The organism is Enterobacter sp. ku-bf2 (assembly GCF_001742765.1).
In the GTDB taxonomy this organism is placed as follows: Bacteria; Pseudomonadota; Gammaproteobacteria; order Enterobacterales; family Enterobacteriaceae; genus Enterobacter; species Enterobacter quasiroggenkampii.
Genome location: NZ_MDVW01000001.1, coordinates 1,152,012 through 1,178,271, shown reverse-complemented (window position 1 = coordinate 1,178,271; position 26,260 = coordinate 1,152,012). Strand labels below are relative to the sequence as shown.

Below are 26,260 nucleotides of genomic sequence, written 5' to 3'. Positions count from 1 at the left end.
CTTTTTGGATCAAACACTCATCTCAACTTATTTGGAGATGTGAGCGATCAGGTCCAGTACTTTGTTAGAGTAGCCGGTTTCGTTGTCGTACCAGGATACCAGTTTAACGAAGTTGTCGTTCAGTGCGATACCTGCTTTAGCATCGAACACGGAAGTGCACACTTCGCCGTTGAAATCGGTAGAAACAACGTCGTCTTCGGTGTAACCCAGAACGCCTTTCATTGGGCCTTCGGAAGCAGCTTTGATTGCTTTCTTAATTTCTTCATAAGAAGCAGCTTTTTCCAGACGAACGGTCAGGTCAACAACGGATACGTTAGGAGTTGGAACGCGGAACGCCATACCAGTCAGTTTGCCATTCAGTTCTGGCAGTACTTTACCTACAGCTTTAGCCGCACCGGTAGAGGATGGGATGATGTTCTGAGCCGCGCCACGGCCGCCGCGCCAGTCTTTGTGAGACGGGCCATCAACGGTTTTCTGAGTAGCGGTGGTTGCGTGAACGGTAGTCATCAGACCTTCGATGATGCCGAAGTTGTCGTTGATAACTTTAGCCAGCGGTGCCAGGCAGTTGGTGGTGCAGGATGCGTTAGACACGATATCCTGGCCAGCGTAAGTTTCGAAGTTTGCACCACGAACGAACATTGGGGTGTTGTCTTTGGAAGGACCAGTCAGAACAACTTTCTTCGCACCCGCAGTGATGTGTTTACGTGCAGTTTCGTCGGTCAGGAAGATACCGGTTGCTTCAGCAACAACGTCAACACCAATTTCGTTCCATTTCAGGTTAGCTGGGTCTTTCTCAGCAGTAACGCGGATGGTTTTGCCATTTACAACCAGGTGGCCGTCTTTCACTTCAACGGTGCCGTCGAAACGACCGTGAGTTGAGTCGTACTTCAGCATGTACGCCATGTATTCAGCGTCCAGGAGATCGTTGATACCAACGATTTCGATGTCAGAACGTTTCTGAGCAGCACGGAAAACAATACGGCCGATACGGCCAAAACCGTTGATACCTACTTTGATAGTCATATATTCCACCAGCTATTTGTTAGTGAATAAAAGGTTGCCTGTAAAATTACAAAAACCTTACGCAGCGTCAAGCGGAATCGTGTCAATCATTGCGACAAATCAATCCTGTGACTAACGTTTGTGCGACTGACTCGCCTCACTTTCCCTTTGAGCTTGCAACCACATGGGGGCTGCGCCCGGAATTTTAAAGTCCTCGCAGGATAAAAATGTGAATGTGATCACAATTGCCTGACCGCCTTTTCGCGACACATAAGTTTAGATCAAAAGTGCACGCAAGGGTGTTAATGTTTTGTTAGAATGCGGGGTAAAAGATGTCTGTTTCTACAGCGAGATGTAAGCATATGTCGAACCAACGTAACCCTGACGATTTGAAAAAAAACCTCACAGAAATGCAGTTTTACGTGACGCAGAACCACGGAACGGAACCCCCGTTCACCGGGCGTTTACTGCACAACAAGCGGGACGGCGTCTACCATTGTCTGGTCTGTGATGCCCCGCTGTTCAATTCCCAAACGAAATTTGATTCGGGCTGCGGCTGGCCGAGCTTTTACGAGCCGGTGAGCGATGAGGCTATCCGCTATCTGACCGACTCGTCCCACGGCATGGTGCGCACAGAAATTCGCTGCGGCAACTGCGATGCGCACCTTGGACACGTGTTCCCGGATGGCCCTCAGCCAACGGGCGAGCGTTTCTGCGTGAATTCAGCCTCAATGAGCTTCACTGACGACGAAAACGGCGACCAGATCAAGGGTTGAAAAAACGATTCAGCAAATTATTCCTTCGAAAGGGCGGGATTGTGAATATTGAAGACATGATTAGCGGGATGACGCCGGAAATTTATCAGCGTCTGGTCACCGCCGTAGAGCTGGGAAAATGGCCCGATGGCGTCGCGCTGACCCCGGAGCAGAAAGAGAACAGCCTGCAGCTGGTGATGCTGTGGCAGGCGCGCAACAACACCGACGCGCAGCACATGACGATCGACACCCGTGGTCAGATGGTGATGAAGAGCAAGCGTGAGCTGAAAGAGGACTTCGGTATCACGCCGAAGCCGATTGCGACTTTCAAATAAGGCTCTCCCTGTAGGCCGGGTAAGCGCTAGCGCCACCCGGCACACTACACCTTAGTGTGGGATACCGAGCGACGCCGCCAGCTGCTTCGCTAACTGGTTTTCGTCATCCGCGCCATACTCCCAGAACATCGCTCCGGCGAGCCCTTTCTCTTTGATGTAGTCCGCTTTGATCGCCACGGATCGCGGGTTCTCATACGAAATCGCAAACAGCGCGCTGCCATCGGCACCTTTCACCGAGAGCCACGGCACCTTTGCCTGGTCGTCCCAGTGTTCAGTAAAGCGTTTCTGCGGATCGTTCAGCAGCTTTTTAACGATATCGTTGTACTTCACGTAGGTATCTTTGGTCAGGTCATAGCCGAGTGACTTGAACAACCCAATTTCCTGCGGCCCGAAGTAGGGCTGAGTGGCCGGATTTTTTTGCGCATCGGGTTTCGTCCAGTCAATGCCCGGCTCCACGGCGCGTTTCGGTACGCGGCCATAGAAACCAATCCCGAGATTCATCTGCTGCGGCTTCAGCCCGGCGGCCAGATAGTTGTTCACCACAAAATCGACGCTGTATTTGTCCGCGGCGGCCACCGTCGGCCAGGTGCTGGAGTCATACAGGTTGGCGTTAAAATACTGCGTACCGTACGCCATGTCGTAGGTCATCAGGTTGATGTAGTCGAGCAGGGGCGCAATGGCTTTCACATCCACCCAGCTTTTCGGACTTTCCGCATTCGCGCCTACCGCAATGGTCACCAGCTTTTTGTGCCCGAACGCGTCGCGCATCTCCTTCAGCAGGGCGGTAAAGTTATCCCGGTCGGCGGGCTGGCTTGCCACCAGCCCCCAGGCACCGTTAACCGGATACTCCCAGTCGAGATCGATCCCGTCCAGACCATATTTTTCGACAATCTCCTGTGCGGAGCGGATGAACACCGCGCGGCTCTCTTGGGTTGCCGCTGCGCCAGAGAAGCCACGCGCGCCCCAGCCGCCGACGGAGAGCAGGACCTTAAGATTTGGGTTTTGCTTACGCAGAGTGGGGATTAAGGCCAGATCGGACGCCACTTTTGGCGATAGCCAGATTTGATGCAGCTTCGCCGGATCTTTCAGCGCGGCGTTGGTTTCGTCTTTTTCGTCGTTATAGACCAGACCAAACGAGTAGTTCAGGTGGGTGATCTGGCGAACGTCCAGTTTATTGATATCGCCACCCGGTCCGGCGGTGACATCGCCACCCCCGTTAAAGTAGCCCACGGACATCAGGGAACTGGCGGAGGCAACTGACGCGCAAAGCAAGGGTAATGCTGCCAGCAAGGGCAAACGTTTCATACAAGTTCCTCTTTGACTAAATAAAATTAACCACGCCACGGAAAAGGCGTGGCGAAAAAACAGCCTGAAGAGAATAGCATTGCCGCTTCGCTGAGGTTGCGAGGGAGTTCACTTTATGGGAGATCGGAGGGGGTTTGCCGGGTGGCGCTGACGCTTACCCGGCCTACAAAACCAAAGAAGTAGGCCGGGTAAGGCGCAGCCGCCACCCGGCTTAAAAGGCCTAAGCCTGCGTTTCCAGCCAGTCTTCGAGCGTATACAGCGTCGCGCCTTCCGCAGCCATATCCATAAACGCCTGGGCGCTGTCCTGCGGGTGAATGTTCACCCCGCGGCAGCCGTCGGTGATGACGCTGACGGTGTAGCCTAACTGAAGCGCGTCCAGCACGGTGAACTTCACGCAATAGTCCGTTGCCAGCCCCAGCACAATCAGCTCCGTGATTTCGTGGTGACGTAACCACGCATCAAGAGCGGTTTTCTGACGATGCCCGTTATCAAAAAACGCGCTATAGCTGTCGATAGCCGGGTTTTCGCCTTTGTGGAACACCGCATCGATGGCCTTTTGATTCAGGAGCGGATGCAGCGCCGCGCCTTCCGTCTGCTGTACGCAGTGATCCGGCCAGAAGGTTTGCGCCAGCCCGTCGAGTTCACCCTGGGTGAAGGGCTCGACATTGTGCTGGCTGGCAAAGCTGCCGTGATTTGCCGGGTGCCAGTCCTGGCTTGCGACAACCGCTTCACCGCGGGCTTTGCTCCAGTCAATCAGCGTGTTGGCCACGTCAACGGTGCTGTCACCTTCGGCGACGGCCAGCGCACCGCCCGCGCAGAAATCATTTTGCAAATCGACCAGGAGCAGGGCGCGTTGCTTCATGAGACCTCCTTATTCGTCAGGCGTCAGTTCGCCGCGCAGGTTTTGCATCATCGCGCTGCGAATGGACTGAATGTCCAGATCCTGACTCAGTAAATAGTGAAGTTTAGTCAGCGTTGCCTCAACGGTCATATCGAAACCGCTGATCACCCCCGCATGCGCCAGCGCGTTGCCAGTGGCATAGCCGCCCATATTCACTTTACCGGACATGCACTGGGTCAGGTTCACCACCACAATTCCACGCTCGCTGGCTTCCTGAAGCTCTTTCAGGAATTCACCGTTCTGCGGCGCATTGCCCACGCCGTAGGAGCGCAGGATCAGCGCCTTCACCGGCTGGCGCAGGAAGTTACGCACCACGTCCGCAGAGATACCCGGATAGATGGTGACCACGCCAATCGGTTGCGGAGTAATCGGATGAACAATCAGCTCGCCCGCGGTGTTCGGCGCAGGAGGGGTTCCCAGACGACGGATATGAATACCGGCCTCCAGCAGCGGCTGCAGGTTAGGTGAGGCAAAGGCGTCAAAGCCGTCGGCGTGGGCTTTGGTGGTGCGGTTACCGCGATACAGACGGTTGTTAAAGAACAACGACACTTCGTTAATCGGGTAATTCGCCGCCACGTACAGGGAGTTCAGCAGGTTGATCTGCCCGTCGGAGCGCAGTTCCGCCAGCGGAATTTGCGACCCGGTGACGATAACCGGCTTGCTCAGGTTCTCCAGCATGAAGGAGAGCGCCGAGGCGGTAAACGCCATAGTGTCGGTACCGTGCAGGATCACGAAGCCGTCGTACTGGTCGTAATGGGCTTTAATGTCATCCGCGATGTGCTGCCAGTCTTCCGGCGTCATGTCGGAGGAGTCCATCAGCGGCTCGTATTCGTGGATAGTAAAGTCAGGCATTTCCGGACGGTGGAATTCGGGCATCAGCGCAAGCTGACGCTGCAGGTGGCCGGAGACGGGGATATAGCCGTTTTCGGAGCGCTGCATACCGATGGTACCGCCAGTGTAGGCTACATAAATCGATTTCTTCTGCATGGTAGTGAGTTCTTGTTCTTCAAAAGAAAAAAATCCCCTCTTCGCGGGAAGAGGGGACGGTTTTTAACGGACGTTCGCGCAGGTCAGGCAAAACGCGTAACGACTCTGTGGATCGTTAAAGGCCGCAAGCTTATCGCTTTCCGCCTTCATCGCTTTTGCCGCCGTGGCGACCGGCGCAGGCAGGTAAGCCTGCAGCGCCTCCGGCAGCATGGCGCGTACCGAGCCGGACATGCTGTCCATGACCATATCGAAGAACGACGGTTCGTCCTGGTAATACTCGATATGCCACTGCTTCAGCTTCGCCAGTTCGGCGGCTTTCTTCACCGCGTCATCGAAGTCACCCAGGCTGTCCACCAGTCCGTTGCTCTTCGCATCCTGACCGGTCCAGACGTGGCCCTGTGCAATCTGGTCGATCTGCTCAGGCGTCTTTTTACGCGAGTCTGCGACCAGGGTGATAAAGCGTTTATAGCCGTTCTCAATGCTGAGCTGCATCATCTCAGAGACTTCCGGCGGCAGGGATTTGGTCACCGAGACATCCGCCAGCGGAGAAGTCGCTACGCCGTCAGTATGCACGCCCAGAGAATCCAGGCTGTTTTCTACGGTGTTGATCACCCCGAAGATACCAATCGAGCCGGTCAGCGTGCTTGGGTTCGCCACGATGTAGTTGGCTGGCGTGGAGATCCAGTAACCTCCGGAGGCGGCCATTCCGCCCATCGAGACGACGACCGGCTTGCCGGCGGCGCGCGCCGCGGCCAGTTCAGCGCGGATGACTTCGGAGGCGCTGACGCTTCCGCCAGGGCTGTTGACCCGCAGGACAATCGCCTTCACTTTCGGATCCAGGCGCGCATCGCGGATTTGTGACGCGGTGGTATCGCCACCCACATTCCCCGGGGTCTCCTGACCGTCCATGATCGCACCGTTAGCAAAGACCACCGCGACGCTGTCACCGTTCTCATCCGGTTTCTTCGTCGAGTAATCATACATGCTGATGGCGCTGTAATTTTTGTCCTCTTTGCTCCAGCCAAACTGTTTGCTCAGGGATTTTTCAATCTCGGCGCTGGTGCCCAGGGCATCAACCAGTTTGTTATCGAGCGCATATTTCGCGGTATCGCCGTCAACCTTACGCAGGCCTTCCAGCACGCCCTGCGCGCCAGGGAACACCTGCTCAGGCGTAATCTGACGGTTCGCGGCAACGGTGCCCAGATAGTTCTGCCACAGCTCACCAATCCAGCGGCTGTCCGCTTCGCGGGCGGCAGGGGACATATCGTCACGGATAAACGGCTCCACGGCAGATTTGTACGTACCGACGCGGAAGACGTGGGTGGTGACCTTCAGCTTATCGAGCAGCGATTTGTAGTACAGACCGTTGGTGGCAAAGCCGTGCAGATCGACCGTACCCTGTGGGGAGAGCCAGATCTTATTGGCGAAGCTCGCCAGATAATATTGTCCCTGGCTGTAGCTGTCGCCCACGGCAATGACCGGCTTGCCGCTGTCGCGGAATTCGCGCAGCGCTTTACCGATGTACTGCATAGACGGCTGGTCGCCGCCGGCAAAATCTTTCAGATCCAGCACGATGCCGGTGATGTTGCGGTCATCTTTGGCCTGACGGATGGCATCGACGATATCGAACAGGGAATTTTCCTGCAGACGGTCTGACGTGGCGCCAAACAGCTGACGGCTGATTACGCCCAGACGGTTGCTGGCTGACGGTTTATCAACGATTACGCCGGTGATATCAAGTAACAAGGCCCCGCGAGTCGAATGCTGCGCCTGATTCGCGTTGCTGATGTGCATCCAGATACCCGCGCAAACCAGAACCAGCAGGATGAAGAAAATGTTCATCACCAGGTTGCGGACGAAGTTGAGCAGTCGCCACGTCCATTTAAAGAAACCGGCAATAATTCGCCAAAGGGTTCGCATGTATTCTCCCTAACCAGAAAATGACTGTTTCCGTCGCCACTGGACGGTAATGTTGGGTTATCGTAATGACCCAACCGCCACTTGTCAGCAGGAATCGCCTGCCAGGCTGTAACAAAATCTGCCGTCGTGTTAATTTTGTGAGTAAATTTCAAGAAAGGAGTTAACCAATGGACGCACTCGAACTGCTTGTTAACCGCCGTAGCGCTTCCCGTCTGGCCGAACCTGCCCCGGCAGGCGAGCAGCTGGAGAACATTCTGCGTGCCGGCATGCGTGCCCCCGATCATGGCACACTGCAGCCGTGGCACTTCTTTGTAATTGAAGGCGAAGGACGCGATCGTTTCAGCCAGCTGCTGGAGCAGGGGGCGGTGGCCGCAGGGCAGGATGAGAAGGGGATCGACAAGGCGCGCAATGCCCCGTTCCGCGCCCCGATGATCATCGCCGTCGTGGCAAAATGTCAGGCGGGCCATAAGGTGCCGGTCTGGGAGCAGGAAATGTCCGCGGGCTGTGCGGTGATGGCAATGCAAATGGCCGCCGTCGCGCAAGGCTTCAACGGTATCTGGCGCACCGGTGCGCTGACCGAAAGCCCGGCGGTCCGTGACGGTTTTGGCTGCGGTGAGCATGACAAAATTGTCGGTTTCCTCTACCTCGGCACCCCGCAGCTTAAAGCCTCCAGCACCATCAGCGTGCCGGACACCACGCCTTTCGTCAGCCGCTTCTGATAACGCACGCTAAACTGTCTGGATTCTGAGCATCTGCCGCAGAATTCAGACAGTCATACTTACCTCTTTATGGAATGAGCGCTACCATAGCGCGATTGAGATGACAGGAGACGTCCATGAGCGAGCAAACCATTCGTTTAACGCAGTACAGCCACGGAGCCGGTTGCGGTTGTAAAATTTCCCCGAAAGTGCTGGAGACCATCCTGCACAGTGAACAGGCGAAGTTTGTCGACCCGAACCTGCTTGTCGGCAATGAAACGCGCGACGATGCTGCAGTTTATGACTTAGGTAACGGCACCAGCATTATCAGTACCACCGACTTCTTTATGCCGATTGTCGACAATCCGTTCGATTTCGGGCGCATTGCGGCCACCAACGCCATCAGCGATATCTTTGCCATGGGCGGTAAGCCGATTATGGCGATCGCCATTCTGGGCTGGCCGATCAACACCATCCCGCCGGAAGTGGCCCGTGAAGTGATTGATGGCGGCCGTTTCGCCTGCCAGCAGGCAGGGATTGCGCTGGCCGGTGGTCACTCTATCGATGCGCCGGAGCCTATCTTCGGCCTGGCCGTCACCGGTGTGGTGCCGACCGAACGCGTGAAGCGCAACAGCACCGCACAGGCGGGCTGCAAGCTGTTCCTCACCAAGCCGCTGGGTATTGGCGTGCTGACCACCGCCGAGAAAAAGTCCCTGCTGAAACCGGAGCACAAAGGGCTGGCAACCGAAGTCATGTGCCAGATGAACCTCGCCGGTGCGGCGTTCGCCAATATCGACGGCGTGAAGGCGATGACCGACGTGACCGGTTTTGGTCTGCTGGGGCACCTCTCCGAAGTGTGTCAGGGCGCGGGCGTGCAGGCGCAGGTCTGGTATCAGGACGTGCCGAAGCTGCCGGGCGTGGAAGAGTACATTGCTCAGGGCGCGGTCCCGGGCGGTACCCAGCGTAACTTCGCCAGCTACGGTCACCTGATGGGCGAAATGCCAGAAGAATGGCGCAACCTGCTGTGCGATCCGCAAACCTCCGGCGGCCTGCTGCTGGCGGTGACGCCGGAATCCGAAGCCGAGGTCCAGGCCACGGCCGCCGAGTTCGGCATTACCCTGACGGCGATCGGCGAGCTGATAACCGCGCGCGGTGGCCGACCGATGATTGAGATCCGTTAATTCGATGCGGTTGTTTATTGCCGAAAAGCCGAGCCTGGCCCGTGCCATTGCCGATGTGCTGCCCAAGCCGCATCGCAAGGGCGACGGCTTTATCGAATGCGGTAACGGGCAGGTGGTCACCTGGTGTATCGGTCACCTGCTTGAGCAGGCGCAGCCGGATGTCTACGACAGCCGCTACGCCCGCTGGAATTTGAACGATCTGCCCATCGTGCCTGAAAAATGGCGCCTGCAGCCCCGGCCTTCAGTCACCAAACAGCTCAACGTGATCAAACGCTTCCTGCATGAAGCCGAAGAAATCGTGCACGCGGGTGACCCGGACAGGGAAGGACAGCTGCTGGTCGATGAGGTGCTGGACTATCTGGAGCTGGCGCCGGAAAAGCGCCAGCAGGTGCAGCGCTGTCTGATCAACGACCTCAACCCACAGGCGGTCGAGCGAGCCATTTCGCGTCTGCGCGCCAACAGCGAGTTTATTCCGCTGTGCGTCTCGGCGCTCGCGCGTGCCCGCGCCGACTGGCTGTACGGTATCAACATGACCCGCGCCTACACCATCCTCGGGCGCAACGCGGGCTATCAGGGCGTGCTCTCCGTGGGGCGCGTGCAGACGCCGGTGCTGGGGCTGGTCGTGCGTCGTGACGAAGAGATTGAGAACTTCGTCGCTAAAGATTTCTTTGAGGTGAAAGCGCATATCGTCACGCCTAAAGACGAGCGCTTTACCGCCGTCTGGCAGCCTAGCGATGCCTGCGAGTCGTATCAGGATGAAGAGGGGCGCTTGCTGCACCGTCCGCTGGCGGATCATGTGGTTAACCGCATTACCGGACAGCCGGCTATCGTTACCAGCTATAACGATAAACGGGAATCAGAACCCGCGCCGCTGCCGTTCTCGCTGTCGGCCCTGCAGATTGAGGCCGCGAAGCGCTTTGGCCTCAGCGCGCAGAACGTGCTGGACATCTGCCAGAAGCTCTATGAAACCCACAAGCTCATCACCTATCCGCGTTCAGATAGCCGCTATCTGCCGGAAGAGCATTTTGCCGGTCGTCATTCGGTGATGAACGCCATTAGCGTGCATGCGCCGGATCTGCTGCCGCAGCCGGTGGTGAACCCGGACACCCATAACCGCTGCTGGGACGACAAAAAGGTGGACGCCCACCACGCGATTATCCCGACGGCACGCGCCAGCAACGTCAACCTGACCGACAACGAAGCAAAGGTCTATAACCTGATCGCCCGCCAGTACCTGATGCAGTTCTGCCCGGACGCGGTGTTCCGCAAATGCGTGATCGAACTGGAAATCGCGAAAGGGAAATTCATTGCGAAAGCCCGTTTCCTTGCTGAAGCAGGCTGGCGCACGCTGCTGGGGAATAAAGAGCGTGACGAGGAGAACGACGGCACGCCGCTGCCCGTCGTTGCTAAAGATGACGAACTGCTATGCGAGAAAGGCGAAGTGGTTGAACGTCAGACCCAGCCGCCGCGCCATTTCACCGATGCGACGCTGCTTTCCGCGATGACCGGCATCGCCCGGTTCGTGCAGGATAAAGATCTGAAGAAGATCCTGCGCGCCACCGACGGTCTGGGTACGGAAGCAACCCGCGCGGGGATCATCGAGCTGCTCTTTAAGCGTGGTTTTCTTGAGAAAAAGGGGCGCTATATCCATTCGACCGAGCCGGGCCGCGCGCTGATTCATTCCCTGCCGGAGCTGGCCGCCAGGCCTGACATGACCGCGCACTGGGAGTCGGTGCTGACGCAGATTAGCGAGAAGCAGTGCCGCTATCAGGACTTTATGCAGCCGCTGGTGGGGACGCTTTACCAGCTGATCGATCAGGCGCGCAGCACGCCGGTGAAGCGCTTCAGAGGGATGGTTGCACCAGGCGCGGGTGCGAAGAAACCGTTTAAAAAGAAAAAGAGCGCGGCCGCCTCTTAATCCGTAGGCCGGGTAAGGCAAAGCCGCCACCCGGCGAAAGACAGCTCTGCGGCTTGAAAAAAGCCCGGTGGCGGCTACGCCTTACCGGGCCTACAGGGCGAGAACGCAGCGAAAACTTAAATCACACCCTGCCCAATCATCGCATCCGCTACCTTCACGAACCCGGCGATATTCGCCCCGCGCACGTAGTTGGTTTGCGATGCTTCACCGCCGTACTCCACGCACGCATGGTGAATATCCAACATGATATGGTGCAGGCGCGCGTCCACTTTTTCCGCCTTCCAGCCAAGACGCGCGGCGTTTTGCGCCATCTCGAGGCCGGAGGTTGCGACGCCGCCCGCGTTGGCGGCCTTGCCCGGTGCAAACAGCACGCCTGCCTCCAGGAACAGGTCCGTCGCGTCGATCGTGGTCGGCATGTTTGCCCCTTCGGCGACCGCTTTTACACCATTGCTAATTAACGTGCGCGCGGCTTCAGCATCCAGCTCGTTCTGCGTGGCGCACGGCAGGGCGATATCCACCGGCACGCCCCACGGCTGTTTACCTTCGAGGTAGGTCAGGCCAAACTCCCGGGCGTAATCCGCTACGCGTCCATCGCGGCTGGCTTTGATTTCACACAGGCGCGCCAGCTTCTCTGCCGTGAAGCCCGCTTCATCCACCACCGTTCCGCTGGAATCAGAGGCGGTCACTACGCGAGCGCCAAACTGCATCGCTTTCTCAATTGCGTACTGCGCCACGTTACCGGAGCCGGACACCGCGACGCGCATACCTTCGAAACCTAAGCCGTGGCGCTTGAGCATGGCTTCGGTGAAGTAAACCAGGCCGTACCCGGTCGCTTCCGGGCGGATCAGGCTCCCGCCAAACGACAACCCTTTGCCGGTAAAGACGCAGGCGCTGTTGTTGGAGAGCTTTTTCATCATCCCGGCCATAAAGCCCACTTCACGTCCGCCCACGCCGATATCACCGGCAGGCACGTCGGTGTCAGGACCAAGATGGCGATAGAGTTCGGTCATCAGCGCCTGGCAGAAACGCATCACTTCGCCTTCGCTTTTGCCTTTCGGGTCGAAATCGCTGCCGCCTTTCCCGCCGCCCATGGGCAGCGTGGTCAGCGCGTTTTTAAAGGTCTGCTCGAAGCCGAGGAATTTCAGAATCGACAGGTTCACGGACGGATGGAAACGCATGCCGCCCTTAAACGGACCGATGGCCGAGTTAAACTGTACGCGCCACGCGCGGTTAACCTGCACCTGGTTGCGATCGTCCACCCACGTCACGCGGAACTGGATCACGCGCTCTGGCTCGACAAGGCGTTCAAGCAAAGACATCTGGCGATAGCGCGGGTTTTGTTCAAGGAAGGGCCACAGGGTGGTCATCACTTCACGCACGGCCTGGGCGAACTCGCTCTGGTGCGGGTCGCGCTGCTGAACATGGGCAAGGAAACTTTCCAGAGAGCGTGTCTGATCCATAGATATAAGAACCTCTTATAATAATGTTTGTATATGACTTATGCGTTTTGTGTTGTTTTTTTGACTATACCACCCGTACTGCTTTGTCTGGCAAGCAGAAATTCAGGGCGAAAGGGAAATTAATGAAATGAGCTACGTCATAACTAAAAGCGATGACGAGATATATTAAAGGTTCCGCGCTGGTTTACCGTTATAGTCATTATCAAGGGAACAACAGGAAGATGTGTCTATGAACCGTTATCTACTGACCGCGTTATGTGTGATTTTTACCGCAGGTGCGCAGGCTGACCGCATTCGCCCGGACGTGGAAGTGAATGTGCCGCCGGAAGTGTTTAGCTCCAGCGGCCAGAATCAAACGGTGCAGCCCTGTAATCAGTGCTGCATCTATCAGAATCAGAACTACTCGGAAGGGGCCGTGGTGAAAGCGGAGGGCGTTCTGCTGCAGTGCCAGCGCGACGAGCGCGTTATTGGCACGAACCCGCTGGTCTGGCGTCGCGTAAAACAATAAACGCTTCCAGAAGGGGAATATCCGCGGGGGCTAAGGCGTAGCCGAACGCCTCTTCCGGCGTACACCACGCCAGCGCGCTGTGGTAGTGCGCCGTGAGCTCGCCGCTAAACGCAGGAACGTGCCAGGCGTGCAGGTTGATTAAGCGCTGCGAGACTTCGCGCTGGTGGCTGGCCACGTATTGCGCAGGGCGTGCTTCAATACCTAACTCTTCACGCAGCTCGCGGATAAGCGCCTCGGGCTGGGTTTCTCCCGCCTCGACTTTGCCGCCTGCAAATTCCCACATGCCCGGCTGGTCGGCGTGGGCAGGGCGCTGTGCCAGTAAAATTTTGTCGTCTTTTTCGATGATGGCGGCAACGACATCGAGTGTTTTCAGCATGGTCGTCAATAATTGATAGCAAAAAAAGACATATTATCGTGCCCTTTCTCAGAGTCCAGCTATCAGGAGAATCAGGTGAAAGAGACTACCGCCTGGGTTGCCCCTATCGAATCCCTTCCCGCCAGCCTTAAACCCATTGCCGTGATGCAGAAAAAACATTTTGGCGCCGTGCTGAATCCCACGCGCTGGTGGGGGCGCATGCCGCGTCTGTTCTGGCTGGTGGCGCTGTTCGTCGGTTTTCTGGAGCGTCGTCGCGCGCGCCTGACGCCCGTGCTTCGTTCGCTGCTCATGACGCGGGTGTCCCAGCTCTGCCACTGCGCTTTCTGTATTGATGCCAACAGCCTGCGGCTGGCCGAGCGCTGCGGGGCGCTGGATAAGGTGCAGGCCGTGAGCGACTGGCAGGGTTCCGCCTTGTTCACGGAGCAGGAGCGCGCGGCGCTGGCCTACGCCGAGGCGGTGACCGCCACGCCGCCCCGGACGGATGAGGCCATCAGAACGGCGCTGAAGCGCCATTTTACGGATGACGCCATCACCGAGATGACGGCGCTCATTGCCTTTCAGAATCTCTCTGCCCGCTTTAATGCCGCGCTGGATATTCCGGCGCAGGGGCTGTGCGCCACCTTTAACGAGACGCCTCATGCTTGATCGCCACCTTCATCCGCAGATAAAACCGGCGCTGAATCGTCTGGTCTCCGTGCTGGACCGACCGGGAATAACGCCCGACGGATTAACCCTGACCGGGTTTGCCATCGGCGTGCTGGCGCTGCCGTTTCTGGCCCTTGGCTGGTATCCGGCGGCGCTGGCCGTCATCGTGCTGAACCGCCTGCTGGACGGTCTGGATGGGGCGCTGGCGCGCCGCAGAGGGCTGACCGATGCGGGGGGATTTCTCGATATTGCGCTCGATTTTCTGTTCTACGCCCTGGTGCCGTTTGGCTTTGCGCTGGCAGCACCCGTTGAGAATGCGCTGGCCGCGGCCTGGCTGTTGTTTGCGTTTATCGGGACCGGCAGCAGTTTTCTGGCGTTTGCGGCGCTGGCCGCGAAGCACGACATCGACAACCCCGGCTATGCGCACAAGTCGTTTTATTACATCGGCGGGTTAACGGAAGGGACGGAGACCCTCGCGCTGTTTGTGCTGTGCTGCCTCTTTCCGGCGCACTTTACGCTTTTCGCGTGGGTATTTGGCGCGCTGTGCTGGCTGACCACCACAACGCGCATCTGGAGTGGCTACGTGACGCTGAAGTCACTCAACCCTTAGAGCGCACTTTCAGGCCCGCGCTCACCGGTCGTCACCGGGTTCTGCGGGTGACTGCTCCATTCGTACCAGCCGCCGTCATAGACGGCGATATTCTTCCAGCCCATCGCCCGGGCGTACATAAAGGTTTCAGACGCCCGCCAGCCGGTGCCGCAGTAAAACGCGACGTGCTGTTCCGGCAGAATATTCCAGCGCTTCCACTGGGCGGCGATGTCGTCTGCGCTGCGCATGGTGCCATCCGGGTTATGGAAATCCTCCATGTGGGTAGCATCGCTGCCCGCGTGGCCCCAGCGGGCACCGGCAATTTCGCCTTTTGGCTTGATGTAGCTGTAGCCGCTGGTTTCGCCAATGAACTCCGGCCACGAGCGAATGCTGACCAGGGAGGCATCCTGACGGTGCAGCATGCCGCGCGCCTGTTCCATATCCACCATCAGCTGCGGCTGACCGGGTATCGGCGCGCCAAAATCGGGGGCTGGCGTTACTTTACCTGGCGTGCCGCGCTCAACCGGCAGGCCTGCATCTGACCACGCCTTCCAGCCGCCGTCGAGAATACGCACATCCTTCACGCCCGCATACAGCATAATCTGCGCCACGCGCGCGGCGGCGTAGACGTCGCGGCCATACAAGATGACAGTGGTGTCGTGACGGATCCCGTGCTTCGCCAGCATCGCTTTCAGCTTGTCGTCGGAGACTTTATTCCACAGCAGCTCGCTTTCCACCTCGTTGGTGTCGATATAGCCCGCACCGGGAATGTGGTTCAGCAGGTAAAACTTCGGTGCACCCCAGGCGGCTTCGATCACTTTCCAGTCGCCCGCCGGTGCGGCAGTCACGGGTTTACCCTGCTGGAGCCGGTGGATCCACTGTGGGTAAACCAACTGTTCAAAATGGGGCAGACGCTGAAGGCGGTCTGGGGTCTGCAGTGCATCGCTGAGCAGCGAAACGTGGCGGTATCCGGCTTTCTCCAGGCGGGCTTTCACCGCCTGGTTATCGTTCTCGTCGCCGTACAGGGCGATGGTCGTCGCAGGGGTAAGCTGATGCTGTTTGGCCCACAGCGCAATCTGCTCATCGCTCATGGCGCTAAGCCAGGCAGCAGCAAGGTTGAGTGCGGCGGGTTCATGCCCGGAGGGGCCGCTGAGCGTCTGCGGCCAGCCGTTATAGAAGGCGCTGGCGCGTGTGTCGACAGGCGTGCCGTGCTGTGCCTGAAGCTGAGACAGCGTGATGGCGTTGGGCATCTCAGCCGCCAGTGAGGAAAAAGAAGCGAGGCCGCAGAGCAGGGCCAGCGCGGTCAGTTGAGAAACACGTTTCATCGAATAACCTGACGTCAATAAAAGAGGGGGGCATTGTCGTCTCTCCCGAATCGGAAAACATTGCGTTAGCACATTATTGCCAGCGAGAAATCTCAATCAGCTCGCCGCCGGGTGGAATATCGTCCTCATCGTGCGTGACCAGCACCACCGGAATATTGCGCGCGCGGACGGCGTCAAACACCCATGCCCGAAATGAGGCCCGTAACGCTTTATCGAGGCGGCTGAACGGTTCATCCAGCAGCAGCGCCTGCGGCTCCGCGAGCAGGGCCCGCAGCAGGCTGACCCGGGCGCGCTCCCCGCCGGAAAGGGTGGCCGGGTCGCTGGCGTAATGGTCGCTCAGCCCGGCGGAATCCAGCGCCTGCGCGACCGCTTCCCGCCGCGCGATGCCGGCGATCCGCTCAGGCAGCGCCAGCAGCAAATTTTGCCCGACGCTGAACTGATCGAACAGCAGCGCGTCCTGAAAGAGAATACCCAGCCCGCGGGACTCCACGGGAAGACCGTCGCAGCGACGCGCGTCGAGCCACAGTTCACCCCGCGCCTGGAAATCGTCTGACAGCGCGCCGACCATCCAGGCAAAAAGGGTCGACTTGCCGCTGCCGGACGGCCCCATCAGGGTGACGATCTCCCCCCGGGGCACGCAAAAACTGACCTCGCGGAAAAGCGGTTCGATGGTGAGATTTTTTACCTTCAGCATTAACGTAACCCTTGTCGGTAGCGGCCCACGAGCCGGGATAGCAGGGCGGCAAGACCAAACACCGTGCCCGTGACCAGCAGTAATCCCAGCGCCCGGTTAGCAAGAATCGGGATGCTGCCTCCGCTGCTCAGCGCCACGGTTTCGGTGGTCAGCGTGGCGAAACGCCCCGCGCCCAGCCACAGCGTCGGCATGTATTGCGCCATGCTGACGGAAAAGCCGGTGGCAAAGGCCAGTAGCGCAGGGCGCACCAGCAGGGGGCATTTCACCAGGCAGAAGACTTTGGCCCGTCGCCAGCCGAGGGTTCTGGCGGTGAGGAGCAGACGGGGATCGATCCGGCGCCAGGCGGGTTGCAGCACCAGCAGCGTCCACGGCAATACCCACAGGAGGTGGCTCCAGAGCACGGCGGCGTAGTGCCCGTCGACGCCCAGGTGCAACGCAATCGCATACTGGCCGGTGACGAGCGGGAGGGCCGGAAGGGCGAGCGGTAACCATACCCACAGCGCGCCGCGCTGCGGACCCCATTCCAGCCAGAGTAAGCCGACGACCAGGGCAATCAGGGCTGAAAGCAGACCGAAGGACAGGCTGGTTCCCACCGGGCCAACGTCTTCCCGTTGCGCCAGCATCAGCAGTACCGCGGCGCACAGCACGCCGCACGCGGGCAGGAACCCGCTCAGTGCCCGCTCAGGCAGGGCGAGCTGAGACCGGGGACGCGTTCCGGTGAAATCCGCAAACGTGCGAACCCATGCCTTCCAGATACCGTATCCCAGAGCGGCAAGCGCGGCCAGCAGCAGAAGGAGAATCAGGCACAGCAGCGTCCCTTTTGCCTGCTGTTGCGCGTCGCCCTGGCTCAGCCACTGCCAGGCCAGCACGGCCAGGGTAGGCGGGTTGCCCGGCCCGAGAACGATCGCCACATCGACGACCGACAGCGACCACGCCAGCACCGCCAGCATTACTGCCCCGAGGACAGGGGCGATAGCCGGAAGGATCAGCCAGCTGAGCGTCTGAAAACGCCCGTAGCCGAACGTCTGCAGGACGATTTTCTGCTGCGCGAGCCGTTTTTCCGGCAGCACGGCATAAATCGCCCACAGGACAAAGGCGCTCTCTTTGACCGCGAGCGTCAGCCCCAGCCCGGCGCCGTAGCGGTCAAACGGTGGGGAACAGACGGTGCAGACCTGATAAAACAGACCGCCCTCGGCAAACAGCAGTAGCGCGCCGGTGGCGAACGCCACATGGGGGATCGCCAGCAGCCACGGCAGGCGGGTTGTGAGACGTCGCCAGCGTTTCCCGGGCCAGACAAGGCTGACGAGGAGAAGGGCAATCAGCAACGCCCCCAGCGTGGCGATGAGCGTTGAGACCAGCGTGGCAATGGTTGCCTGAGGCAACTGCGGATCGTTCAGCAGCCGCTGCCAGTTTGTCACCGAAAACGCCGGGGCAAGCAGCATGGCGCCGGCGGGCAGAAGGGGCAGATAAATCACCGCCATGGCCAGCCAGACAAGCCCGCTCAGCGGGTGCCGTAACGACGCAGCCATTCCTGCTCCAGCGCATTTACCCAGGCGGACTGGGGCTCTGCAAGCACCTTCGGCAGCTCCTGCGGCGTGTGGGCCAGCAGCTGTCTGGCTTCACCTTCAGGCAGCGTTTTGGCATCCAGCACGCTCGGATCGCCCCAGATGGCCGGGTCAGCTTTGCGGATCTGCGCCTGCGGTGAAAGCAGAAAATTGGCGACCACTTTCGCCCCTGCGCTGGCATTGGCATTGGCCGGAATCGCCACAAAATGGACATTGCCAATCGTTCCGCCGTGGAAACCAAAGCTGTAGCTGTCGGCGGGAAGTTCGCCGCTCGCCACTTTTTGCTGCGCATGTGCGGGGTTAAAGGTCAGGGACAGGTTCAGGCTGTCGCTGGCAAGCAGGGCATCCATCCGTGCAGGAGAAGGGGGGAAATCTTTCCCTTCGCGCCACAGCAGCGGGTGGAGTTTGTCCAGATAATCCCAGAGCGGCGCCGTCACCTCGGCAAAGGTGCTATCGGGGGCCTTTTGCAGTGCCTCCGGGTGAGCGGTTAGCGTCATCAGCAGCTGCTCAAGAAATGCCGTGCCGGTAAAATCGGGCGGGCGAGGATAGCTGATCTTGCCGGGGTGCTGCTGCGCGTAAGCCAGCAGCGCCTGAGGATCCACAGGCGGCGTCGGCATGCTGGCCTTGCGGGCGATAAAGGTCAGCTGCGCGCCGCCCCACGGCGATTCCGCGCCGTCTGTGGGAATCGCAAAATCCTCCGTGACGGGCTTGCGGGTATCAACATAGCGCCAGTTGGGCAACGTCTGCGCCCATCCGGTCTGCAGCAGGTTTGCCTCTTTCAGCGTGCGGAAGTTCTCGCCGTTAACCCACAGCAGGTCGACGGATCCGTTGGTCTTACGCCCCGCGGCGGCTTCGGTCTGAATGCGTTTTACCGCGTCGGCGGCATCCGCCAGCGGGACAATTTTAAGGGTAATGGCATAGTGCGTTTGCATCTCACCGCTGACCCACTCCAGATAGCGGTTGACCGCCGGATCGCCGCCCCAGGCGTTAAACCAGACGGTCTGGCCTTTAGCCTGTTGCTGAATGGCCTGCCAGCCGTCGGCGGCAAATAGGGGGGCTGCCAGCAGCAGACCGGTCAGAAACGTGCAAAAACGCACACGGCACATAATGCCTCACTTTTTAGCAGACGGGAGAAAACGGGAAAACAGCCGGCGGGTGACCAGCGGTAATAACCCCAGTAGTGTAAAGGCGAATACCATGCCCGGCGACAAAATATCGCGCAGCGAGGTCACTTTTCCCAGCGCGCGCCCGGCGTTCAGAAAGATAATCGTGGCGGGCAGCATGGCGACCTGGCTCACCCACCAGTAGCGAAATACCCCAATCCGGGTCAGCCCCATCAGCAAATTCACCAGAAAAAACGGGAACAGCGGCATCAGGCGCAGGGCAAAAAGAAAGTTCGCGCCGTCGCGTGCCATGCCGGTATTCACCGTACTCATCTGCCGGGCAAACCGCCGTTGCACCCAGTCGCGCAAAAAATAGCGGCTGGCGAGCATCGCCAGCGTGGCTCCGAGCGTGGAGGCAAAGGAGACCAGCACGGTGCCTTCCCACAGGCTAAACAATGCCCCGCCCAGCAGGGTCAGGACCGCCGCGCCGGGTATCGAGAGGGCGGAGACCGCCACATAGACCGCAAAAAAGATCAGCGCGCTGCGCAGCGGCGCGTGGTCGACATAGGCGAGTAACGCCTGATGGTGCGTTTTAATCCCTTCCAGGGAGAGGGTTCCCGGGGGAAGCATGACAAACGTCAACATAAATGCGCCCAGAAGGGCGCACAGGAAGAGTGTTTTTGGAATGTTCACGCGTCATTACAGCTTGAATTTAGCCCACACTGGCGCGTGGTCAGACGGTTTTTCCATGCTGCGGATGTCGTAGTCGATCCCGGTTTCGATGCAGCGCTCGGCCAGCGGTGTACTGGCGAGCAGAAGATCGATACGCAGGCCGCGGTTGTCGTCAAAGCCTTTAGAGCGATAGTCAAACCAGGAGAAGCGATCCTGCGTTTCCGGGTTGGCATTGCGGAAGGTATCCACCAGGCCCCAGCCCAGCAGGCGCTCCATCCACTCACGCTCTTCCGGCAGGAAGGAGCATTTGCCGGTGCGCAGCCAGCGTTTGCGGTTCTCTTCGCCAATACCGATATCGAGATCCGTCGGGCTGATATTCATGTCGCCCATGATCAGCACCGGATTCTCTTTTTTGAGTTCGGTGGTCAGGTAGTCCTGCAGATCCTGATAAAACTTCGCTTTCGCCGGGAATTTGGTTTCATGGTCACGGCTCTCACCCTGCGGGAAATAGCCGTTGATGACCGTGATATTCCCGATCGCAGAAGGGACTTCCGCCATGATAATGCGACGCTGCGCTTCTTCACCGTCGCCCGGGAAGCCGCGACGCACGGAAACCGGCGGCGCTTTGGTGAGCAGCGCGACGCCATAGTGACCTTTCTGGCCGTGATAAAAGACGTTGTAGCCGAGTTTCGCCACCTCTTCGAGGGGGAACATGTCGTCGTGAACCTTTGTCTCCTGCAGGCCGATCACATCTGGCTGATGTTGCTCAACGATAGCTTCAAGCTGATGAGGGCGGGCACGCAGGCCGTTGATATTAAAAGAGACAAATTTCATAGTCGCTGCCAGTGCAAGGTGAATAGTGCAAGGATGGTAGCAGAATTTGCGTCAACTGTTACCGGCTTCGACCAATAACTGCAACAGATAATGCCGGTGGTGCAATATTTGCACCATTCTGACGCGCTTCGCCCCCAAACAGGGCGTAAATGGCCGATAAATTTCGCGAGCGATCACAATTCCAGAATTATATTTGGCCTGTGCATACTCTTTCTGATTTTCATGCGGCAAAGCGCCGCTTGTCGTAAAAATATTCACTTTTTATGCACTAACAGTGAATAACTCCATATTGTAACTCATTGATATTCTGTTACCTCAACCCGTTTATGCATTTTTATCGCTGGCTGGCACGAAGGCTGCAATCTACATTCACAGTGCAAACACTCAATTATTTAACATTCAAATAACCTTTTATTTACCGGATGAGGTCGCTATGTCTCTGTCAATTACGCGTGAAAATTTCGATGAATGGATGATGCCGGTTTACGCTCCGGCGGCTTTTATTCCGGTTCGTGGGGAAGGCTCGCGCCTGTGGGATCAGCAGGGTAAAGAGTATATCGACTTTGCAGGTGGGATTGCGGTGAACGCGCTGGGTCATGCGCACCCGGCGCTGCGTCAGGCGCTGAACGATCAGGCGGCAAAGTTCTGGCATACCGGCAACGGCTTCACCAACGAGCCCGCGCTGCGCCTGGCCAAAAAACTGATCGACGCGACGTTTGCGGAGAAGGTCTTTTTCTGTAACTCGGGGGCGGAAGCCAACGAGGCGGCGCTGAAGCTGGCGCGCAAATATGCGCACGATAAATTTGGAACCCACAAGAGCGGTATCGTGGCGTTCAAAAATGCCTTCCACGGACGCACGCTCTTTACCGTCAGCGCAGGCGGGCAGCCCTCCTACTCGCAGGATTTCGCACCGCTGCCGCCGGATATTCGTCACGGTATTTATAACGATCTGCAGTCCGCCAGCGAGCTGATTAACGACACCACCTGCGCGGTGATCGTCGAGCCGATGCAGGGCGAGGGTGGCGTGCTTCCGGCGCAAAAAGCGTTCCTGCAGGGGCTGCGCGAGCTGTGCGACCGTCACAACGCAGTGCTGATTTTCGACGAAGTGCAGACCGGCGTGGGCCGCACCGGCGAGCTGTATGCCTATATGCACTACGGCGTGACGCCGGACGTGCTGTCGACCGCCAAAGCGCTGGGCGGCGGCTTCCCGATTGGCGCGACGCTGACCACTGATAAATTCGCCAGCGTGATGACCGTCGGCACCCACGGCACCACCTACGGCGGCAACCCGCTGGCCACCGCCGTCGCCGGACAGGTGCTCGACATCATTAACACCCCTGAGGTGCTGAAGGGCGTTAAGCAGCGCCACGACTGGTTTGTTGAGCGCCTGAATGCCATCAACAGCAAGGTTGGCCTGTTTAAAGAAATTCGCGGCCTGGGGCTGTTAATTGGCTGCGAGCTCACCGCTGAGTTTGCCGGAAAAGCTAAACTTATTTCACAGGAAGCGGCAAAAGTAGGCGTGATGGTGCTGATTGCCGGTGCTAATGTCGTGCGTTTTGCTCCTGCGCTGATTGTCAGCGAGGAAGAGGTGCAAACCGGTCTGGACCGCTTTGCGCTGGCGTGTGAAAAAGTGAAATCCGGGGTGTCATCATGATGGTCATCCGTCCCGTTGAGCGCGGCGATCTCGCCGGGCTCATGCAGCTTGCCGGTAAGACGGGAGGCGGGCTGACCTCGCTTCCTGCTGATGAAAAAACGCTGTCGGCGCGCATTGAGCGCGCCCTGCAAACCTGGCAGGGGACGTTGCCAAAAAGCGAACAGGGGTATGTGTTCGTGCTGGAAGACACCGACACGGGAACCGTGGCCGGGATCTGCGCCATTGAAGTGGCCGTCGGGCTGAACGACCCGTGGTACAACTACCGCGTGGGTACCATGGTTCACGCCTCGAAAGAGCTGAACGTCTATAACGCGCTGCCCACGCTGTTTCTCTGCAATGACCACACGGGCGCCAGCGAGCTTTGCACGCTGTTTCTCGATCCGGCGTGGCGCAAAGAGGGCAACGGCTATCTGCTCTCCAAATCGCGCTTTATGTTTATGGCCGCCTTCCGCGATCGCTTTAACGAAAAAGTGGTTGCGGAGATGCGCGGCGTGATCGACGACACCGGCTACTCACCGTTCTGGGAGAGCCTGGGCGAGCGCTTCTTCTCGATGGAGTTCAGCCGGGCGGACTATCTTTGCGGCACCGGCCAGAAGGCCTTTATTGCCGAACTGATGCCGAAGCATCCTATCTATACCCATTTCCTCAGCCCGGAAGCGCAGGCGGTGATCGGCGAAGTGCACCCGCAAACCGCACCCGCCCGCGCGGTGCTGGAGAAAGAGGGGTTCCGCTACCGCAACTATGTCGACATCTTTGACGGTGGGCCTACGCTTGAGTGCGATATTGACCGCGTGCGCGCGATCCGTAAGAGCCGGCTGGTTGAGGTCTCTGAAGGCCAGCCCGCGCCGGGCGACTGGCCGGCGTGTCTGGTGGCGAACGAAAATTATGCCAACTTCCGCGCCATGCTGGTGCGGACCAACCCGAAATGTGAACGTCTGGTGCTGACGGCTGCAGAACTGGATGCCCTGAAATGTAACGCCGGCGATAAGGTTCGCCTGGTGCGTCTCTGCCCTGAGGAGAAAACAGCATGACATTATGGATTAACGGTGACTGGGTCACGGGCGAAGGCGAACAGCGCGTAAAGACCAATCCGGTAGGAAAAGAGGCGCTCTGGAAGGGGAATGACGCCAGCGCTGCACAGGTGGAACAAGCCTGCCATGCCGCTCGCCGCGCGTTTCCGGCGTGGGCAAAACAGCCTTTCGCCGTGCGCCAGGAAATTGTTGAAAAGTTTGCCGGGCTGCTGGAGGCAAACAAGGCCGAGCTGACGCGTATCATCGCGTCAGAAACCAGTAAACCGCGCTGGGAAGCGGCAACCGAAGTGACGGCAATGATCAACAAAATCGCCATTTCGGTGAAGGCATACCACACCCGTACCGGCGAACAGCACACCGAGATGCCGGACGGCGCGGCCACGCTGCGCCACCGTCCGCACGGCGTGCTGGCGGTGTTTGGGCCGTACAACTTCCCGGGGCATCTGCCGAATGGCCACATTGTGCCCGCGCTGCTGGCGGGCAATACCGTTATTTTCAAACCGAGCGAGCTCACGCCCTTCACCGGCGAGGCGGTGGTTAAGCTGTGGGAACAGGCTGGCCTGCCGCCGGGCGTGCTGAACCTGGTGCAGGGCGGACGTGAAACCGGCCAGGCGCTGAGCGCGCTGAGCGATATCGACGGCCTGCTGTTTACCGGCAGCGCCGGGACGGGCTATCAGCTGCATCGCCAGCTGGCGGGGCAGCCGGAAAAAATTCTGGCGCTGGAGATGGGGGGCAACAACCCGCTGATTGTGGAAGACCCGGATGATATTGACGCCGCGGTGCACCTGACGATTCAGTCCGCCTTTATTACCGCCGGACAGCGCTGCACCTGCGCCCGCCGCCTGCTGGTGAAAAGAGGCGCACAGGGTGATGCTTTCCTGAAGCGTCTGGTAGAGGTAAGCGCGCGCCTGGTGCCAGCCGCGTGGGATGCCGATCCGCAGCCGTTTATCGGTGGACTGATTTCCGAACAGGCCGCGCTGAACGTGCTGAAGGCCTGGCAGGACCACGTTGCGCGCGGCGCGAAAACCCTGCTCGAGCCGAAGCAGGTTCAGCCGGGTACCTCGCTGCTGACGCCGGGCATCGTTGAGATGAGCGGCGCGAGCAACGTGCCGGATGAAGAGGTCTTTGGCCCGCTGCTGTGCGTCTGGCGCTATGGCGATTTTGACGACGCCATCGCAATGGCCAATAACACCCGCTATGGCCTGTCTAGCGGTCTGATTTCACCGCATCGCGAGAAGTTTGAACAACTGCTGCTGGAAGCGCGCGCCGGGATTGTGAACTGGAATAAACCGCTGACCGGGGCCGCAAGCACCGCGCCGTTTGGCGGCGTGGGCGCATCGGGCAACCATCGCGCCAGCGCGTGGTATGCCGCCGATTACTGTGCCTGGCCGATGGCGAGCCTGGAAACCCCGGCGCTGACGCTGCCGGAGACGCTTAATCCGGGGCTGGACTTTACCGGAGGGGATCGTCATGAAAGCGCGTGAAGTCAACTTTGACGGGCTGGTGGGGCTGACCCACCACTACGCCGGTCTCTCTTTTGGTAATGAAGCCTCCACGAAGCACCGTTTTCAGGTTTCCAACCCGAAGCTGGCGGCGAAGCAGGGGCTGCTAAAAATGAAGGCGCTGGCTGATGCCGGTTTCCCGCAGGCGGTGATCCCGCCGCAGGAGCGTCCGAACGTGGCGGTGCTGCGTCAGCTCGGCTTTAGCGGCACCGATGAGCAGGTGGTTGAAAAAGCGGGGACGCAGACGCCGCATCTGCTCTCGGCGGCAAGCTCGGCCTCTTCGATGTGGGTCGCCAACGCGGCAACCGTCGCGCCGTCCGCCGATACGCTGGATGGCAAAGTCCATCTGACGGTGGCTAACCTGAATAACAAGTTCCACCGCGCCACCGAAGCGGAAACCACCGAGCGCGTGCTGCGCGCCATTTTCAGTCAGACCGCCCATTTCGAGGTGCATCAGGCCTTGCCGCAGGTGGCGATGTTTGGCGACGAAGGCGCGGCAAACCATAACCGCCTGGGGGGCGATTATGGCGAGCCGGGTCTGCAGCTGTTTATTTACGGGCGCGAAGAGGGGGGCCACGCCGCGCCAACCCGTTATCCTGCGCGTCAGACGCTGGCAGCCAGCCAGGCCGTTGCCCGTCTGAACCAGGTCAATCCTTCCCAGGTTATTTTCGCCCAGCAGAACCCGCATGTGATCGACCAGGGCGTGTTCCACAACGACGTGATTGCCGTTTCCAACCGCCAGGTGCTGTTCTGCCACGAGCAGGCGTTCGCCCATCAGGAAAAGCTGCTCGCTACGCTGCATGAGCGCGTACGCGGCTTTACGCCCATTCAGGTGCCAACGGAGGCGGTAAGCGTGCAGGACGCGGTCGAAACGTATCTGTTCAATAGCCAGCTGCTGAGCCGCGATGATGGCAGCATGATGCTGGTTCTGCCGCAGGAGTCCCGGGATCATCAGGGCGTGTGGCGCTACCTGACCGAGCTGGTGAAGGCCGATAACCCGATTGACGAACTGCGCGTGTTTGACCTGCGTGAAAGTATGGCCAACGGCGGTGGTCCAGCCTGTTTACGTCTGCGCGTGGTCTTGACTCAGGACGAAATGCAGGCGGTTAATCCGGCGGTCATGATGAACGATACGCTCTTTGCGCGCCTGAATGACTGGGTCGATCGCTACTATCGCGACCGGCTAACGCAGGCCGATCTGGTTGACCCGCAGCTTCTGCGTGAAGGACGCGAGGCGCTGGACGCGTTGTCGACAATCCTGCAACTGGGATCGGTTTATCCGTTCCAGCGCTAAAGGAGT

At 59.0% G+C, this 26,260-nt stretch carries 25 protein-coding genes; 12 read left to right on the top strand and 13 right to left on the bottom strand.

What is annotated here, in order from left to right:
• Window positions 1-27 precede the first annotated feature (27 nt).
• Window positions 28-1,023: a glyceraldehyde-3-phosphate dehydrogenase gene (gene gapA / locus BFG58_RS05625; RefSeq protein WP_006809136.1), complete on the bottom strand. Its 996-nt coding sequence runs from the start codon at window positions 1,021-1,023 to the stop codon at window positions 28-30.
• 341 nt (window positions 1,024-1,364) lie between these two features.
• On the opposite strand from gapA, the gene msrB reads away from it, so the two are divergent.
• Window positions 1,365-1,778 (top strand): peptide-methionine (R)-S-oxide reductase MsrB, encoded by a 414-nt coding sequence (gene msrB, locus BFG58_RS05620; protein WP_008500710.1) that lies wholly within the window; start codon window positions 1,365-1,367, stop codon window positions 1,776-1,778.
• A gap of 41 nt (window positions 1,779-1,819) precedes the next feature.
• Window positions 1,820-2,092, top strand: coding sequence for a YeaC family protein (locus BFG58_RS05615; protein ID WP_023327144.1), 273 nt, complete (start codon window positions 1,820-1,822; stop codon window positions 2,090-2,092).
• A gap of 51 nt (window positions 2,093-2,143) precedes the next feature.
• Here BFG58_RS05615 and BFG58_RS05610 read toward each other — a convergent pair whose 3' ends face one another.
• The 4 genes from BFG58_RS05610 to sppA form a co-directional block, all read right to left on the bottom strand.
• A complete protein-coding gene (locus tag BFG58_RS05610) occupies window positions 2,144-3,397 on the bottom strand; it encodes a glycoside hydrolase family 18 protein (RefSeq protein WP_048027506.1) in 1,254 nt (417 codons plus the stop codon).
• Window positions 3,398-3,617: 220 nt separating this feature from the next.
• Entirely contained in the window at window positions 3,618-4,259 is a 642-nt protein-coding gene (pncA, locus tag BFG58_RS05605; protein WP_069719432.1) for a bifunctional nicotinamidase/pyrazinamidase, read from the bottom strand.
• Window positions 4,260-4,268: 9 nt separating this feature from the next.
• Complete coding sequence (ansA, locus tag BFG58_RS05600; protein WP_008500705.1) at window positions 4,269-5,285, bottom strand: asparaginase; 1,017 nt, start codon at window positions 5,283-5,285, stop codon at window positions 4,269-4,271.
• A 63-nt stretch (window positions 5,286-5,348) separates the two neighbouring features.
• Window positions 5,349-7,205: a signal peptide peptidase SppA gene (gene sppA / locus BFG58_RS05595; protein ID WP_023327147.1), complete on the bottom strand. Its 1,857-nt coding sequence runs from the start codon at window positions 7,203-7,205 to the stop codon at window positions 5,349-5,351.
• Window positions 7,206-7,372: 167 nt separating this feature from the next.
• Here sppA and BFG58_RS05590 point away from each other — a divergent pair, with 167 nt between their 5' ends.
• The 3 genes from BFG58_RS05590 (at window position 7,373) to BFG58_RS05580 (ending at window position 11,002) form a co-directional block, all read left to right on the top strand.
• Window positions 7,373-7,924, top strand: coding sequence for an NAD(P)H nitroreductase (locus BFG58_RS05590; protein ID WP_023327148.1), 552 nt, complete (start codon window positions 7,373-7,375; stop codon window positions 7,922-7,924).
• 116 nt (window positions 7,925-8,040) lie between these two features.
• Complete coding sequence (gene selD, locus BFG58_RS05585) at window positions 8,041-9,084, top strand: selenide, water dikinase SelD (RefSeq protein ID WP_069719431.1); 1,044 nt, start codon at window positions 8,041-8,043, stop codon at window positions 9,082-9,084.
• A 4-nt stretch (window positions 9,085-9,088) separates the two neighbouring features.
• Entirely contained in the window at window positions 9,089-11,002 is a 1,914-nt protein-coding gene (locus BFG58_RS05580) for a DNA topoisomerase III (protein WP_063621403.1), read from the top strand.
• A gap of 116 nt (window positions 11,003-11,118) precedes the next feature.
• Here BFG58_RS05580 and gdhA read toward each other — a convergent pair whose 3' ends face one another.
• A complete protein-coding gene (gdhA, locus tag BFG58_RS05575) occupies window positions 11,119-12,462 on the bottom strand; it encodes an NADP-specific glutamate dehydrogenase (RefSeq protein WP_008500700.1) in 1,344 nt (447 codons plus the stop codon).
• A 229-nt stretch (window positions 12,463-12,691) separates the two neighbouring features.
• On the opposite strand from gdhA, the gene BFG58_RS05570 reads away from it, so the two are divergent.
• Window positions 12,692-12,970, top strand: a complete 279-nt coding sequence (locus tag BFG58_RS05570) for a DUF1496 domain-containing protein (RefSeq protein ID WP_045910243.1) — start codon at window positions 12,692-12,694, stop codon at window positions 12,968-12,970.
• Here BFG58_RS05570 and BFG58_RS05565 read toward each other — a convergent pair.
• Window positions 12,927-13,346, bottom strand: coding sequence for a pyrimidine (deoxy)nucleoside triphosphate diphosphatase (locus tag BFG58_RS05565; RefSeq protein WP_048222605.1), 420 nt, complete (start codon window positions 13,344-13,346; stop codon window positions 12,927-12,929). The two genes, BFG58_RS05570 and BFG58_RS05565, sit on opposite strands and share 44 nt — an antisense overlap.
• A 75-nt stretch (window positions 13,347-13,421) precedes the next feature.
• Here BFG58_RS05565 and BFG58_RS05560 point away from each other — a divergent pair, with 75 nt between their 5' ends.
• Both BFG58_RS05560 and BFG58_RS05555 read left to right on the top strand, forming a co-directional pair.
• The gene (locus BFG58_RS05560; protein ID WP_069719430.1) at window positions 13,422-13,991 is read left to right on the top strand and encodes a carboxymuconolactone decarboxylase family protein; all 570 of its coding nucleotides are present in this window, start codon (window positions 13,422-13,424) and stop codon (window positions 13,989-13,991) included.
• Window positions 13,984-14,601, top strand: a complete 618-nt coding sequence (locus BFG58_RS05555) for a CDP-alcohol phosphatidyltransferase family protein (RefSeq protein WP_048027512.1) — start codon at window positions 13,984-13,986, stop codon at window positions 14,599-14,601. Before BFG58_RS05560 ends, BFG58_RS05555 begins: the two co-directional genes overlap by 8 nt.
• Here the strand turns inward: BFG58_RS05555 and BFG58_RS05550 are convergent.
• The 6 genes from BFG58_RS05550 to xthA form a co-directional block, all read right to left on the bottom strand.
• Entirely contained in the window at window positions 14,598-15,905 is a 1,308-nt protein-coding gene (locus BFG58_RS05550; RefSeq protein WP_069719429.1) for a sulfurtransferase, read from the bottom strand. The two genes, BFG58_RS05555 and BFG58_RS05550, sit on opposite strands and share 4 nt — an antisense overlap.
• A 73-nt stretch (window positions 15,906-15,978) precedes the next feature.
• Window positions 15,979-16,599: an ATP-binding cassette domain-containing protein gene (locus BFG58_RS05545; protein ID WP_069719428.1), complete on the bottom strand. Its 621-nt coding sequence runs from the start codon at window positions 16,597-16,599 to the stop codon at window positions 15,979-15,981.
• On the bottom strand, window positions 16,599-18,128 hold the full coding sequence (locus BFG58_RS05540) for a thiamine ABC transporter permease (RefSeq protein ID WP_069719427.1): 1,530 nt from the start codon (window positions 18,126-18,128) through the stop codon (window positions 16,599-16,601). The genes BFG58_RS05545 and BFG58_RS05540 overlap by 1 nt, the downstream gene beginning before the upstream one ends.
• Entirely contained in the window at window positions 18,101-19,270 is a 1,170-nt protein-coding gene (locus tag BFG58_RS05535; protein ID WP_069719426.1) for an ABC transporter substrate-binding protein, read from the bottom strand. Before BFG58_RS05535 ends, BFG58_RS05540 begins: the two co-directional genes overlap by 28 nt.
• 6 nt (window positions 19,271-19,276) lie before the next feature.
• Window positions 19,277-19,960 (bottom strand): TVP38/TMEM64 family protein, encoded by a 684-nt coding sequence (locus BFG58_RS05530; protein WP_069719425.1) that lies wholly within the window; start codon window positions 19,958-19,960, stop codon window positions 19,277-19,279.
• A gap of 6 nt (window positions 19,961-19,966) precedes the next feature.
• Window positions 19,967-20,773, bottom strand: a complete 807-nt coding sequence (gene xthA, locus BFG58_RS05525; RefSeq protein ID WP_032667291.1) for an exodeoxyribonuclease III — start codon at window positions 20,771-20,773, stop codon at window positions 19,967-19,969.
• A 433-nt stretch (window positions 20,774-21,206) separates the two neighbouring features.
• On the opposite strand from xthA, the gene BFG58_RS05520 reads away from it, so the two are divergent.
• Genes BFG58_RS05520 through astB form a run of 4 tightly spaced genes read left to right on the top strand, consistent with a single transcriptional unit; the run spans window position 21,207 to window position 26,254 of the window.
• Window positions 21,207-22,427 carry an aspartate aminotransferase family protein gene (locus BFG58_RS05520; protein WP_045910251.1) on the top strand — a complete coding sequence of 407 codons (1,221 nt, stop codon included), beginning with the start codon at window positions 21,207-21,209 and terminating at the stop codon, window positions 22,425-22,427.
• A complete protein-coding gene (astA, locus tag BFG58_RS05515; RefSeq protein WP_008500686.1) occupies window positions 22,424-23,458 on the top strand; it encodes an arginine N-succinyltransferase in 1,035 nt (344 codons plus the stop codon). The genes BFG58_RS05520 and astA overlap by 4 nt, the downstream gene beginning before the upstream one ends.
• A complete protein-coding gene (astD, locus tag BFG58_RS05510) occupies window positions 23,455-24,942 on the top strand; it encodes a succinylglutamate-semialdehyde dehydrogenase (protein ID WP_069719424.1) in 1,488 nt (495 codons plus the stop codon). The genes astA and astD overlap by 4 nt, the downstream gene beginning before the upstream one ends.
• Window positions 24,929-26,254: an N-succinylarginine dihydrolase gene (gene astB / locus BFG58_RS05505; protein WP_069719423.1), complete on the top strand. Its 1,326-nt coding sequence runs from the start codon at window positions 24,929-24,931 to the stop codon at window positions 26,252-26,254. Before astD ends, astB begins: the two co-directional genes overlap by 14 nt.
• The last annotated feature ends 6 nt before the right edge of the window (window positions 26,255-26,260 follow it).

Bases quoted from the DNA above. Each gene is read 5' to 3' on its own strand.
- gapA (WP_006809136.1), bottom strand. From the start codon at position 1,023: ATGACTATCAAAGTAGGTATCAACGGTTTTGGCCGTATCGGCCGTATT.
- msrB (WP_008500710.1), top strand. From the start codon at position 1,365: ATGTCGAACCAACGTAACCCTGACGATTTGAAAAAAAACCTCACAGAA.
- BFG58_RS05610 (WP_048027506.1), bottom strand. From the start codon at position 3,397: ATGAAACGTTTGCCCTTGCTGGCAGCATTACCCTTGCTTTGCGCGTCA.
- pncA (WP_069719432.1), bottom strand. From the start codon at position 4,259: ATGAAGCAACGCGCCCTGCTCCTGGTCGATTTGCAAAATGATTTCTGC.
- ansA (WP_008500705.1), bottom strand. From the start codon at position 5,285: ATGCAGAAGAAATCGATTTATGTAGCCTACACTGGCGGTACCATCGGT.
- sppA (WP_023327147.1), bottom strand. From the start codon at position 7,205: ATGCGAACCCTTTGGCGAATTATTGCCGGTTTCTTTAAATGGACGTGG.
- BFG58_RS05590 (WP_023327148.1), top strand. From the start codon at position 7,373: ATGGACGCACTCGAACTGCTTGTTAACCGCCGTAGCGCTTCCCGTCTG.
- selD (WP_069719431.1), top strand. From the start codon at position 8,041: ATGAGCGAGCAAACCATTCGTTTAACGCAGTACAGCCACGGAGCCGGT.
- BFG58_RS05580 (WP_063621403.1), top strand. From the start codon at position 9,089: ATGCGGTTGTTTATTGCCGAAAAGCCGAGCCTGGCCCGTGCCATTGCC.
- gdhA (WP_008500700.1), bottom strand. From the start codon at position 12,462: ATGGATCAGACACGCTCTCTGGAAAGTTTCCTTGCCCATGTTCAGCAG.
- BFG58_RS05570 (WP_045910243.1), top strand. From the start codon at position 12,692: ATGAACCGTTATCTACTGACCGCGTTATGTGTGATTTTTACCGCAGGT.
- BFG58_RS05565 (WP_048222605.1), bottom strand. From the start codon at position 13,346: ATGCTGAAAACACTCGATGTCGTTGCCGCCATCATCGAAAAAGACGAC.
- BFG58_RS05555 (WP_048027512.1), top strand. From the start codon at position 13,984: ATGCTTGATCGCCACCTTCATCCGCAGATAAAACCGGCGCTGAATCGT.
- BFG58_RS05550 (WP_069719429.1), bottom strand. From the start codon at position 15,905: ATGAAACGTGTTTCTCAACTGACCGCGCTGGCCCTGCTCTGCGGCCTC.
- BFG58_RS05545 (WP_069719428.1), bottom strand. From the start codon at position 16,599: ATGCTGAAGGTAAAAAATCTCACCATCGAACCGCTTTTCCGCGAGGTC.
- BFG58_RS05540 (WP_069719427.1), bottom strand. From the start codon at position 18,128: ATGGCTGCGTCGTTACGGCACCCGCTGAGCGGGCTTGTCTGGCTGGCC.
- BFG58_RS05535 (WP_069719426.1), bottom strand. From the start codon at position 19,270: ATGTGCCGTGTGCGTTTTTGCACGTTTCTGACCGGTCTGCTGCTGGCA.
- xthA (WP_032667291.1), bottom strand. From the start codon at position 20,773: ATGAAATTTGTCTCTTTTAATATCAACGGCCTGCGTGCCCGCCCTCAT.
- BFG58_RS05520 (WP_045910251.1), top strand. From the start codon at position 21,207: ATGTCTCTGTCAATTACGCGTGAAAATTTCGATGAATGGATGATGCCG.
- astA (WP_008500686.1), top strand. From the start codon at position 22,424: ATGATGGTCATCCGTCCCGTTGAGCGCGGCGATCTCGCCGGGCTCATG.
- astD (WP_069719424.1), top strand. From the start codon at position 23,455: ATGACATTATGGATTAACGGTGACTGGGTCACGGGCGAAGGCGAACAG.
- astB (WP_069719423.1), top strand. From the start codon at position 24,929: ATGAAAGCGCGTGAAGTCAACTTTGACGGGCTGGTGGGGCTGACCCAC.